Source organism: Prosthecobacter sp., from assembly GCF_014879935.1.
GTDB lineage: Bacteria > Verrucomicrobiota > Verrucomicrobiia > Verrucomicrobiales > Verrucomicrobiaceae > Prosthecobacter.
In genome coordinates, this window is sequence record NZ_JACSRD010000225.1 from 1 (window position 1) to 10,374 (window position 10,374).

The 10,374-nt window shown below is 62.6% G+C and carries 6 protein-coding genes; 5 read left to right on the top strand and 1 reads right to left on the bottom strand.

Annotation, left to right across the window (positions count from 1 at the left end; translation table 11 throughout):
• Window positions 1-151: 151 nt before the first annotated feature.
• The 5 genes from IAE77_RS26150 to IAE77_RS26170 all read left to right on the top strand — a co-directional run bounded on the left by IAE77_RS26150 (window position 152) and on the right by IAE77_RS26170 (window position 7,597).
• The gene (locus tag IAE77_RS26150; RefSeq protein WP_294233165.1) at window positions 152-2,671 is read left to right on the top strand and encodes an O-antigen ligase family protein; all 2,520 of its coding nucleotides are present in this window, start codon (window positions 152-154) and stop codon (window positions 2,669-2,671) included.
• Between the two features lie 111 nt (window positions 2,672-2,782).
• Complete coding sequence (locus IAE77_RS26155) at window positions 2,783-4,147, top strand: sigma-54 dependent transcriptional regulator (protein ID WP_294233167.1); 1,365 nt, start codon at window positions 2,783-2,785, stop codon at window positions 4,145-4,147.
• 128 nt (window positions 4,148-4,275) lie between these two features.
• Window positions 4,276-4,602 carry a hypothetical protein gene (locus IAE77_RS26160; RefSeq protein ID WP_294233170.1) on the top strand — a complete coding sequence of 109 codons (327 nt, stop codon included), beginning with the start codon at window positions 4,276-4,278 and terminating at the stop codon, window positions 4,600-4,602.
• A gap of 21 nt (window positions 4,603-4,623) precedes the next feature.
• Window positions 4,624-5,469 carry a ferredoxin family protein gene (locus tag IAE77_RS26165; protein WP_294233173.1) on the top strand — a complete coding sequence of 282 codons (846 nt, stop codon included), beginning with the start codon at window positions 4,624-4,626 and terminating at the stop codon, window positions 5,467-5,469.
• 169 nt (window positions 5,470-5,638) lie between these two features.
• On the top strand, window positions 5,639-7,597 hold the full coding sequence (locus IAE77_RS26170) for a patatin-like phospholipase family protein (RefSeq protein ID WP_294233180.1): 1,959 nt from the start codon (window positions 5,639-5,641) through the stop codon (window positions 7,595-7,597).
• Window positions 7,598-7,670: 73 nt separating this feature from the next.
• On the opposite strand, the gene IAE77_RS26175 is transcribed toward IAE77_RS26170, so the two are convergent.
• Window positions 7,671-10,157, bottom strand: a complete 2,487-nt coding sequence (locus IAE77_RS26175; RefSeq protein ID WP_294233183.1) for a DUF3516 domain-containing protein — start codon at window positions 10,155-10,157, stop codon at window positions 7,671-7,673.
• Between the last annotated feature and the right edge of the window lie 217 nt (window positions 10,158-10,374).

Sequence of the window (10,374 nt, forward strand, 5' to 3'; positions counted from 1 at the left end):
ACCCAAAGGACGATGCCGAGCCCAGCGAGTGGCATCTGCGGCTGGACACGCTGCTTCCCGCCCTGGAACGCTGCCGCGACAAGTGGGGCGACCTTCCCGGCGAAATCGAGCAGCTTTCAGCAGCGTCCCCCTCTGAACTTTCTGCCACCGCATGAAACCCGATCTCGAACCGCAGGACTCGCAAACACGCGCCCCGTTGCTCGTCGGTGACGAATACGCGGCCGACTCCGGCCCCGTGTTGCTGCCGGGGAGCGGGGACGAAGCCCCCCCAGCAGGCGAGGATGATGTTGAGGACAGCCAGCGGGAGGAGAGCAGTTACGATCTTCCCGGGCCAGCCTGGAAGGGTATGTGGTTTGCCGTGGTGCCGCTGCTGATGTGCCTCGCGGGCAGCGGACCCGAGGCTTGGTCAAAAGGCTTCGGCGCCGTGCTGCTCGGTGTGACCATGCTGGTTTTCCCGCTGCAGCGGCAATTGCCGCGGCTCGCGCGTGGCGGCATCCTGGCCGCGCTGCTGGCACCGCTCACAGCCTTTCTGCCGGCCAGTTGGTTTCCGCTGCCCGAGTGGCGGACGCTGCTGGTGAATGACTGGGATCTCGCGTTCTCCGACACCTTGACGCCCCAGTTTCACGTCAGCCTGGAAGGGTGGGTGTTCATGGCGGTCTGCGGCGTCTGGCTTGTGTGGTGCCTGGCGCGTGGCTTTTCGAGTGATCAGCGCCGTTCGATGGTGCAGGTCCTGAGCATCGGAGGAAGCATCCTGTGCCTGCTGTCGCTGCTGGAATACTGGGGCGCGGTCAGCATCCCCTGGTGGCCGCGTAGTCCGAGCTGGGGCGCGGGATTTGGCCCGTTCGCCAACCGCAACCACATCAGCAGCCTGGCAGCGATCACCGCCGTGCTGTGCGCGACGTGCGCTTACGACTCCCACAAGCGGAAATCGCGTGCGTGGAGCCTGTTTGTGCTGGGAGTCATGCCTCCGCTGACGCTGATCTTTGTGAACACGTCACGGGCAGGACTGATTTTGTTTTTCGTGGGGATCACGGCCTGGCTGGGCACCTCCGCCATGGGCCGCGGCTTCTTCAAGAAGATGACGGTCACCACCTCCCTGGTGCTCCTCATTTCGGCTCTTCTGGTGTTGTCGTCAGGCGGGCTCACGGCCCGCTTGAACGACACCGGGGTCGATGGCTTCGCCAGTTCGGAGGGGCGGGTGAAGATCTACCTGCAGACCCTGGAGATGTCCTTGTCCGCCCCATGGCTGGGATTCGGCTTGAACAACTTCGCGGGCGTGTTCGCGCAGTTCTCACAGGTTTACAATCTTCGTGAACGGCCCGTGCACCCCGAGAGCGATCTGCTCTGGCTGTTGGTGGACGGCGGTCTGCTGACGGTGATTCCCGTCGTCCTGGTGGCCTTGTGGTGGTTCAATTCCACCGGCCCCTGGTTTGGCAGGAAACGGAAGCAACGCTCCCGCCAGAACGACCGGCGTCTGCGCAACGGCACGGCGATCGCCTGTGGTCTCGGCATGCTGCACGGGGTGTTCGATGTGCCCAACCACGGTCAGACCTATTTCGCTTTCATGGCATTGCTGGCAGGGATCGCCCTGCGTCCGCGCAGACTCCCGCTGCCGGCGACCTTGGTCTCGGCAGGACTCCTTCGATTCGCCGCCGTCGGGGTGGTCGTGGCAGGGGGCTTGTGGCTGGCGGCCAGCCAGGGGAAGAACGTGCCGCTCGGCACCAGCCGGGCGCAGTTCCTGACACACCAGGCGGGTCAACTGGCGGATGATGGCGCGTCTTCCCAGTCGCTGGCACTTTTCAGTGAGGCCATCCGGATGGCCCCCATGCAGCACCGGCTCTATTTCGCCCGTGCCCAGATCCGTCTCAGACTGAATGGCTCCAGCAGCGACGTATTGGCGGACTTCTCCCGCGCCCGTGCCCTGGAGCCCAATGACACCGACATGTGCTACCGGGAGGGCCTCCTCTGGCTCAATCACCGGCCTGAGTTTGCCATCATTCCCTGGCGCGAAATCGTGATCCGCGCGCCGGGCTACTACTACCCCACGCTGATCCAGCAAAGCCTGAACCACCCGCGCCTCAAAGAGCAACTCTGGGATCTCGCGACCACAGCGGAGCTCAAATTGACGTATCTCGACGGGGTGAACACGCGCGAGGAGTTTGACCGCTGCCTCCGCAGCCTCCTCGCTCTCCAGCCAGATCTTTCGGGGCTGGAAGCGAGCCAGCGGGAGCGCATTTTCCGCCAGTGGTATCAGATGGGCGATCAAAAGGCCCTCCTTTCCGCCCTCGAAACCAACCGCAAATGGCGGGACGTGGGCTGGCGCATCCTGGCCGGGCACTACGCGAGCAATTCGGACTTCAAACGTGCCTGCGAGACCGTGGTGCCCTACCTGCCCTCGATCGTCCGCACCGCCCCCGGCACCAGCACCGACATCCCCACCCTTGAGCGGGCGCTGCTTTACAGCCCCACAGATGCCCGGCGTGGCATCGACCTCTTCCAAGCCCAAAAGACCCAAGGAGACATCGATGGGGCGCTCCGCACGCTGGAAAAAGTCGCCACCCTTCCGAACGCACCCCCCTACGTTCACCAGGAAGTCGCGGCTCTTTACGTTCTGAAGCAGGATTTCCGCCGGGCGTGGGAGCACCTGAGGGAGGCGATGGAGAAGCGCTGAAGGATGCCCGCCGCCGGGATTCTCTTTTTTGAGAATCGGCATTTGACGCAATCCTGCGATCCGTTTAGCTTATTTAACAATCAACCGTGCCTCTCATTTGGCAAAAACAGTATGGCTAAATTAGTAATCATAGACGACGAGGCAGCAATTCTGGAGCTCATGACAAAGCTCTGCAAGGCTGCCGGTCATCAAGTCTTCGGCTGCACCACCGGCATCGACGGCATCGCCGCCATCCGTGCCAACCAACCCGAACTCGTCATCGTCGATCTGCGCATCGGGGACGTCAACGGCCTCGATCTCGTCAGTATGTGCCGGGATCAGTTCCCGAACACCGCCGTCATCATGGTCACGGGCCACGGCAGTGTCGAAACGGCGGTGGAGGCCATGCGCCTCGGCGCTTTCGACTACCTGACCAAGCCCTTCGACCTGGGCGACCTGATCAAGACGGTCAACCAGGCGCTCCAGCGCAATGGCGGCTCCGCTTCCACCTCATCTCCGCCGGTCGCCCTGCCCACGGGTTCGACGCTCAGATCCGGTTCATCCTCAAAGTTGATCGGCCACAGCGATGTCTTGCAGCGCATTTTTGACATCGTTCGCCGCGTCGCCAACAACGACAGCCCCGTCCTGCTCGAAGGCGAGTTCGGTGTGGGCAAGCACATCGTGGCCCGCTCCCTGCACGAGGCCAGCCGCCGCAGCAACGCCTCCTACAAGGAGCTCCAATGCAGCGCCATGCCGGAGGACGCCCTGGAAACCGAGCTTTTCGGCCCGAATTCCATCTTCGTCCGTGTTGCCGGCGGCACCGTGCACCTGACCGAGGTCACGCAGCTTCCCGCACGCATCCAGTCGCAGTTGAACACGTTCCTGGATGAATCCCAAGCCAAGAAGAGCTGGAACGCCGCCTCCGGGGCCGATTTCCGCGTCGTGGTCTCCACCACCGTCCCTCTCGAAGACGCCGTGAAGGCCGGCAAGTTCCGCGAGGACCTGTATTACAAGCTCTCCGTCGTCCCGCTGAAGATCCCGCCGCTCCGTGAGCGCCGGGAGGACATCAAGCCCATCGTCGAGCACTTCCTCAAGGACCTCGCCGAACGCACCGACAGCAAGGTCAAGACCATCGACTCCGCCGCTGTTGAGTTCCTGGAGAAATACAACTGGCCCGGCAACCTCTCCGAGCTGCGCAACGCCATCGAGCGCGCCTGCGCGTTTGCCGAGGGCGACCGCATCAAGCCCGCCGACCTGCCCACCAAAGTCACGCAGCAGATCGAGGTGCCCACCCCTTCCGTCGCCACAGGCATCACGAAGCTGCCCATCGGCTCCACCTTGGACGACTTCATCAAGGCCCAGGAGCGCGTTTTCATCCAGGAGACCCTCAAATACAACAGCGGCTCCCGCGAAAAGACCGCCAGCATGCTCGGCGTCTCCATCGCCACGCTGTATCGCAAGATGGGCCTCAACGTCGAGCGCAAGACCACCGTCTGAGGCCAGACGGCAGGGGTTCAAGTTTCCGGATTCCCGTTTCACGCCTCGCGGCATGGAACTTGAAACCTGAAACTTGAAACTTCCCCAGCCCGTTCCACCTCGTGCCGCCCCCAACCTCACCAACACGAGTGCCTGATTCCCCCACGATCCTTTATTGCCGTTGCGCCTACGCCCAGGTCGTTCCCACGGGCGTCAAAAACGAAGTCCTGCAGCAACTCTGTGCCAGCGACGCCAGCTTTGAGACGGTCTCCGACCTTTGCGAGATGGCCGCGCACCGCGATCCACGCCTCCAGGCCATCGCCGGGTGCGGGAAGCTCCGCATCGCGGCCTGCTATCCCCGTGCGGTGAAAGGTCTCTTCCAGCAGGCCGGTTCTCCCCTCCCTGACGACACCGAGATCCTCAATATGCGCACTCAAACCGCAACCGAGGTCACTGAGGCTCTGCTGAAATCATAAATCAAAAATCGTAAGCCATCAATGATCACGCACACCCACCGCCCGCTCCGCGTCGTCCTCTACGAAGGCACCGGCAGCATCCAGCTTCCCGCCGACGCCCGCGCCAAGGTGATGATGGCCCTGCTCGACAAAGGCTACACCGTCACCCGCAGCGGCCACGGGGCCAGCGCCATGCCGCACGATGACCGCAGCCTGCTCGTCCTGGGCGCGTTTGAAGGCAAAGCCCCCTCCTTGGAGGACGCCACCGGCCAGGTCAGCATCGACACCCGCGACATCACCGGCCTCGACGCCGATTCCATCGTCTCCCTGGTCGAAAAGACCCGCGGCGACAAACCGATGAACGAACCCGGCAAATGGAAGCCCTGGTTCCCGGTCATCGACTACGACCGCTGCACCAACTGCATGCAGTGCCTCAGCTTCTGCCTCTTTGATGTCTATGGCGTCAGCGAGGACAACAAGATCCAGGTCCAGAACAACGACAACTGCAAGACCAACTGCCCCGCCTGCTCCCGCGTCTGCCCTGAGGTGGCGATCATGTTCCCGAAATACCAGGGCATCCCCATCAATGGCGATGAAGTGAACGAGGCCGACGCCAAACGCGAAAAGATCAAGGTGGACATCTCCTCGCTCCTTGGCGGCGACATCTACTCCACCCTCAAAGACCGCAGCACCGCCTTCAAATCCCGCTTCAGCAAGGAACGCAGCGCCGACAAGGCCCTCGACGAACGCAAAAAGTGCCTCACCAAGCTCGTCGGCGATGGATTCATCCCCGCCGACGTGCTCGCCAACCTCCCCAGCACCGACGAGATCCTGAAAAAAGCCGAAGCGGCCAAAGCCAAGGCCGCCGCAGCGCTGGCCGCGCAGTAAACGGCACGCTTGGCCGTGGCACGCCACAGGCCGTCTCATGCCAGCCCTTCGCCCCTCGTTCAGGCGTTGAGCAAGGATGCCTTGCCATCTCATTTCCGTTCCGCTTTGATGTGAGGTCTCTGCGGTCTCACCAAGAGACTGTCATGTCGGACAACTTGTCATCGGGACCATGAACGATTCGGAAAATTCCCCTCTGCGCACCTGCGACATCGTGATGAAAGGCGGCATCACCAGCGGTGTCGTCTATCCCAAAGCCATCGTCGCCCTCGCACGGCGCTACCGTTTCGTCAATTTAGGAGGCACCTCTGCCGGAGCCATCGCAGCCGCAGCGGCCGCCGCAGCGGAATACCGCCGCAGCGTTCATGGCAGCCTGGAGGGATTCGCGCAAATTGACACCCTGGGCGATGAGCTGGCGAGCAAACCCGCGGGCTCCAAGCAGACGCGGCTCTTCCTGCTGTTTCAGCCGAACAGCGGCACGCGGCGGCTCTTCGCAGTACTCAGCAGTGCCCTGGGAAAAAAGAAGGCGGCAGCCGTGGTCGCGCTCCTGGGCAGCATGTTCACCCATTATGCCGGGGCTGCCTTTCTCGGTGGCCTGCCGGGACTTTTGCTGGCCCTTGTCAGCGCCTTCCAGGCCCCCCAGGCCGGACTCGGTCTCCTGTGGATGGTGATCGGCTGCCTGCTCGCCTTGTTCGGCTCCATCATCGCGGCCGCATCGGTGGTGGCGCTCAGTTTGATTCGGGAACTGCCCCGGAACAGCTTTGGTCTCTGCCCCGGCATGCCTGACGCAGCGACCAGGCCCGCCCCTGCCGAACCGCTCACGCCCTGGCTCACGAGCTACCTCAATCAAGTGGCCGGACTCGAGCCCGGTGGCGACCCGCTGACCTTTGGTCACCTCTGGGGACCCAACAGGAACCCGGACTCGAAAGGCCCGCGTGAACGACTCGTGAGCCTGGAGATGATGACGACAAACCTCACCCATGGCCGGCCCTATCACCTGCCTTTCCGGGACGATGATGATCTGCGGGAGAACTACCTCTTCTACTTCCGCGAGGACGAATTCCGCCGCCTCTTCCCGGCCTCAGTCGTGAACTGGATGATCGCCCACCCACGTCCCATCCATGAGCCTGATCCGAAGGAGCTCGCCAGGCGCCAGCGCCTCCGCGAGGAACGCAGACTGGCCGGCTATCACCCGCTGCCATCGCCAGAGAACCTGCCTGTCGTCGTCGTCACCCGCATGAGCCTCAGCTTCCCTTTCCTGCTCAGCGCCATTCCGCTTCATGCGATTGATCGGAACAAGCCCAAACAACATCAGGTGCTGGAGCGTTGCTGGTTCACTGACGGCGGCCTGTGCAGCAACATGCCGCTGCACTTCTTCGACGCCTCCATCCCCCGCCGCCCCACCTTCAGCATCGACCTCACGCAGAAACCCGATGACACACCGCTGGAGAATCTTGTTCCGGAGATGGACCCGGACAACCGCCCGGAGATCACCGACCGCTGGAACCGCTTCGATCTCGTCGTCTCCGCCGACCTGAGCCGGCCGCCAGTGGAAAAGCCCGCTCTTGGCAAGCTCACCGGCTTCATCTTCACGATGATCTCCACCATGCAAAACTGGAATGATGCCATGCAGAGCCGCCTCCCTGGCTACCGCGACCGCATCGTTCGCATCCCCCTCACCTCCGCACAGGGCGGCTTGAATCTCAACATGCCGCCGGAACTCGTGCAGTTCCTGACCCGCCAGGGAGAAAGGTCTGCCCAGACACTGCTTCAGCACTTTGACCCGGAGGATCCGGCGGCGGAGGAGGTCATGAACTGGGAGAACCACCGCTGGATTCGCCTCCGCGCCATGCTGGCGGCCCTGGAGAAGATGATCGGTCAGACCCTCCACACTTGCGACAAGCCCGAGAGCAACGATGCCGGCTATGAGGACTGGCTGCGCGAATTGCTCACAGACACCACCGGGAAGTATCAGAACCTCAGCTACAAACCGACCAAACGGCAGCTTCAGGCCGCGCTGGACACCATTGAGCGGTTCCGTGAGTTGTCCGCCACATGGTCGGAAGCCGGCACCGCCGCAGACGGCTCACCACGTCCCCGCCCTGTCATGCGCCCTCGTCCCCAGGTGTGATTTTTCCGTTGGTATCGAGGCCGCAGTCCCTGCCCATGGAGTGGTGCCGATTCGTCGCCCCTTGGCACGCGCCTCACCCGATCCTTGAGAGGCCCACAAACTCCAGCGTCGGCTTCCCATCTTCTCGTGCCTGAGGCAAATTCACGCGGAATTCGAGCTGCCAGTCGTTGAGTTCTTCGGAGTCGATGAGGACTTGGTTCACGCGCCAGATTTGGCCGTCGTCGCTGGGCTGGACGTAGGTGTGGCGGCCGTTGCGGGCTTCGTTGTCGAGGCGGATGCGGTCGTGGTCGGCGTAGTAGTCGTCGAGCTCGGGGAGGTCGATCTGGCCGCGGATGAGCTGCTGCATATAGCGGAAGATCTCCGTGCGGATGAGGGCGGTGAACTCGCGCTTGTTCCGCGTGATGTCATGGGCTTCGGCGGGCTTTTCTTCGACCTCGTCGGGTTTGTAGTGCGGATCGCGCAGCTTTTCCCATTCATCGAGAAGGCTGGAATCGGTGCCGCGAAGCACGCCAGCAAGCCAGGCCTCCATTTCCTGCACGGGCTCGGTCTTGAAGCTGTCCGGCACGGTCTGAGCCAGCACTTTGAGCGTGCTGGAAAGATGGCGCAGCAGCACGCCCTCGGCGCGGTGGAGGTCGTAGTCGTGGATGTAGTCGGCAAAGCTCCGAAAGTTCTCAAACATCTCCCGCGCGATGCTTTTCGGCCGGATGTTTTCCTGGCCAACCCACGGGTGCGCCTCGCTGAAGGCGTTGAAGGTGCTGTAGATGAAGTCGCGGCAGGGTTTCGGGTATTCGAGCTCCTCCAGCTTCGCGATGCGCTCCTCGTAAGGCACGCCTTCGTTCTTCATCGCGGCCATCGCCTCGTCCTTCACCTTGCTGAGCTGTCGCCGCAGGATGACGTCGGGGTTTTCGAGGATGGACTCGCACAGCGTCATCACATCGGCGGCGTAGGTCGCGGAGGCGGGATCGATTAGTGCGAGCGTGTCGATGAGATAAAGCGAGAGCGTGTGGTTGAGTGAAAAGTCGTCCTGCAGCTCCACATTGAGCTGGAGCTTGGTTTGATCGGTGCCGCGTTTCGCGGGCGGGATGATCTCCACGATCTTGCGCTGCACCAGCGCCCGAAAAAGCTGCCACGCACGCTTCTCGTGCTGCGTCTTCGCATTCGCCGTCTCATGCGAGCTGGCGATGAGCTGCCGCATGGCCGCGCAACTGTCTCCCGCGCGACTCAGCACCTGCAGCAGCATTCCGTGCGAGACCTGAAAACGCGATACCAGCGGCTCCGGCGAGGCAGCTTGCAGCTTTTTGAAGGTGTCCTCGCTCCAGCCGACAAAACCTTCCGGCGGCTTCTTCTTCACCATCTTGCGCAGCTTCTTCACATCGCCCGCGGCCTTGGCCTCCATCTTGGCGTTTTCGATGATGTGCTCCGGTGCCTGGCACACGACGTAGCCCACGTCGTCAAAGCCGCGACGGCCGGCACGTCCGGTGATCTGGTGAAAGTCACGCGCTGTGAGCGTGGCCACCTTTTCGCCGCTGTATTTGCTCAGTCGCGTGAGCAGCACCGTGCGGATCGGCACATTCACGCCGACGCCGAGCGTGTCGGTGCCGCAGATGACTTTCAGCAAGCCACGCTGCGCCAGCTTCTCGACGAGCACGCGATACTTCGGCAGCAAACCGGCATGATGGATGCCCACGCCATGGCTGAGGTATTTTTTCACCTCCTTGCCATACGGGCTGGTGAACTTCGACCCGGCCATCAGCTCCTTGATGGAGGCCTTTTCGGCGGCGGTGCAGAAATTCAGGCTCATGAGGTCCTGCGCCGCCTGGGCGGCCTCGTTCTGCGTGAAGTGCACGAGATACACGGGCGCTTTGTTCGCCGCGACGAGCTCCTGCAAGGTCACATCGACCGATGTCTGCGCGTAGCTGAACTCCAGCGGCACCGGCCGCTCAGACGAGGCCACCACGGTCGTCTCCGCCTTCGTGAGCCGCGTGAGCTCGTCTTTGAAAAACGCCGATCCGCCCATCGTGGCCGACATGATGAGGAAACGCGAGCTGCTCATCGTCAGCAGCGGCACCTGCCAGACCACGCCGCGTTCCTTGTCCGAGTAGTAGTGAAACTCGTCCATGATCACCTCGCGAAACGGAGCCTCCGCGCCATCGCGCAGGGCGTAGTTGGCGAGGATCTCCGCCGTGCAGCACAGGATCGGCGCGTTTCGATTCACCGTGGCATCGCCTGTGGCCATGCCGACGTTCTCAGGGCCAAAATCGCGGCAAAGCGCGAGGAACTTCTCATTCACCAGCGCTTTGATCGGGCAGGTGTACACCGACCGCCGCCCCTTCGCGAGCGAGCGGAAGTGCAGCGCCAGCGCCACCAGCGATTTCCCCGAGCCGGTGGGCGTGTTGAGGATCACGTTGCGATCATCAAACAGCTCCAAGATGGCCTCCTCCTGCGCCGGATAGAGCGTGAGCTGCTTCTCCGCCACATAATCGAGAAACGCCGCCAGCAGCTCGTCATTCGAGCAAGCATCAGATTTCGGAAGTCGGCGCAGCAGCGGGTGGTCGGCCATGAGCGGCCATCCATCGCACAGCAATCAGGTCGTGCGAGCCTTCGTCTGGAGAAATGCGGGCGGGAAGTGATCTGATGCGTGGGGACTCAACCGCCGTATCCAAGGCTTGACCTTGGGAGAGGATTTTGCTGCAATCGGCGCATTCACAAAACGTGAAGGAGTGTATCCGAGCAGGAGGCGGAGGCAAGACTCGTTTAGCTGGAGGCGCGTGGCGCGC

What these genes read in the sequence shown, in the direction of transcription:
- IAE77_RS26150 (WP_294233165.1), top strand. Translation starts at nt 152, where the DNA reads ATGAAACCCGATCTCGAACCGCAGGACTCGCAAACACGCGCCCCGTTG.
- IAE77_RS26155 (WP_294233167.1), top strand. Translation starts at nt 2,783, where the DNA reads ATGGCTAAATTAGTAATCATAGACGACGAGGCAGCAATTCTGGAGCTC.
- IAE77_RS26165 (WP_294233173.1), top strand. Translation starts at nt 4,624, where the DNA reads ATGATCACGCACACCCACCGCCCGCTCCGCGTCGTCCTCTACGAAGGC.
- IAE77_RS26170 (WP_294233180.1), top strand. Translation starts at nt 5,639, where the DNA reads ATGAACGATTCGGAAAATTCCCCTCTGCGCACCTGCGACATCGTGATG.
- IAE77_RS26175 (WP_294233183.1), bottom strand. Translation starts at nt 10,157, where the DNA reads ATGGCCGACCACCCGCTGCTGCGCCGACTTCCGAAATCTGATGCTTGC.